Genomic DNA, 1,330 nt, shown 5'->3' on the forward strand with positions numbered 1-1,330 from the left:
CATATCCCAAGAACTGGTCAAAAAGACTTTTGCCATTACCCTCTACCAAAAGGACGTAAATCCACATTAAAGCCCGTGATATGTTTCCACGTAACACCTTCAGGAATCCGCAATTTAAAGCAGTGATAGCGATTGCGTGAACGCCCGTGATAAGCGCCTGTCATAAAAGAACATATCCTCTCCTTATGCCATATGATCGGTGTCTGATTATTGCGAAGACGACGTTCTCCTATGCTTAAAAGACCTTCTGTCGTATCAACTTCAGCAAACATCTTCGTGATAAAGCTAAAACTTCCATCCGGTGCCCCCATCTCTTGCGAAACAACCGTTGCCTCCATCGGGGATCCTGTAAACATAACAAGCCGATTGTTTTCATCAAAAGCACCAAGCATTGGAGAGCCACTTTGCCAACGGGGGCTGTCTAAAGAAGCCGGCAATGCCTCAAGATTGAGCGAAATCTCATCTAACTGTTCTAAAGTATAACCTGTTGTAAACACTGGAAACAACGTGAAAAAATTTCCCTGTAGTGTCGACCATTTCTGTAAACCCCAATCATAAACAAAGGTCGTTTGCTCGTTATTCCCTCTCTTTAAGGACCAATAAATCCGGTTATCAATGGGGTCTATCACCGCTTGCATCTCATCAAGAGCAAGCTTATCAAATGTTTTAAAAACCGTTCTATCAACCTTTTCAAAGCCTATTGGTAAAAGTTGACCTTCCAAACTCATTTGATAAAAACCACCATCACCAGCAAAAAAGGCATCACTCCCTCGACATGCTATAGAGGCTGCACTTCTTGCTCCACGCTTGTCTTGTAGCTTTTGAAAAATGAACGGTACCTTAGACCCTAACGTAAAAGAACCGGCATAAACAGCAGAACGTAGAAAAACGATTGGATTGCTCGATTCTGTTGCACCCTGCACATGTTCACCATCATTAAAGTCATGATAATAACAATCTTTAACACCAACCGTCCAATGGGTCGCATCATTGAGACCTGACCAATGGATACGATTAGGATTATCTGTCAATTGCATCAAACAAACAAAATCGCCCCAAACCTTCACCAAACCTGCTTTGGGGGGATTGCCTCCTAAATCTTCAAATCGTTGGGAATTGCGAACCTTGAAAACTTGCGGTTTATCATTTTTATTCACCGCAATGACAGCATCACCGAACAACACAAACGACCATTTGTTCTCATCATTTGCCTGATACGTCACACCACTTTGGCTAATGTCTTTCCAACCACGCGTTTGACTATCATAACTGTAAAGCTTTTGCTTGCCTCCTACGATTATCTTAACACCATTACCGCTTCTAAAGGCGA

The 1,330-nt window shown here is 42.4% G+C and carries 1 protein-coding gene; it reads right to left on the bottom strand.

The features are described 5' to 3' along the window. Positions 1-35: 35 nt before the first annotated feature. On the bottom strand, positions 36-1,330 hold a 1,295-nt coding region (locus ACFIK6_RS09815; RefSeq protein ID WP_375677601.1), incomplete at its 5' end, for a hypothetical protein.

Origin of the sequence: Bartonella sp. AS69XJJH (assembly GCF_042195585.1) — a bacterium.
GTDB lineage: Bacteria > Pseudomonadota > Alphaproteobacteria > Rhizobiales > Rhizobiaceae > Bartonella.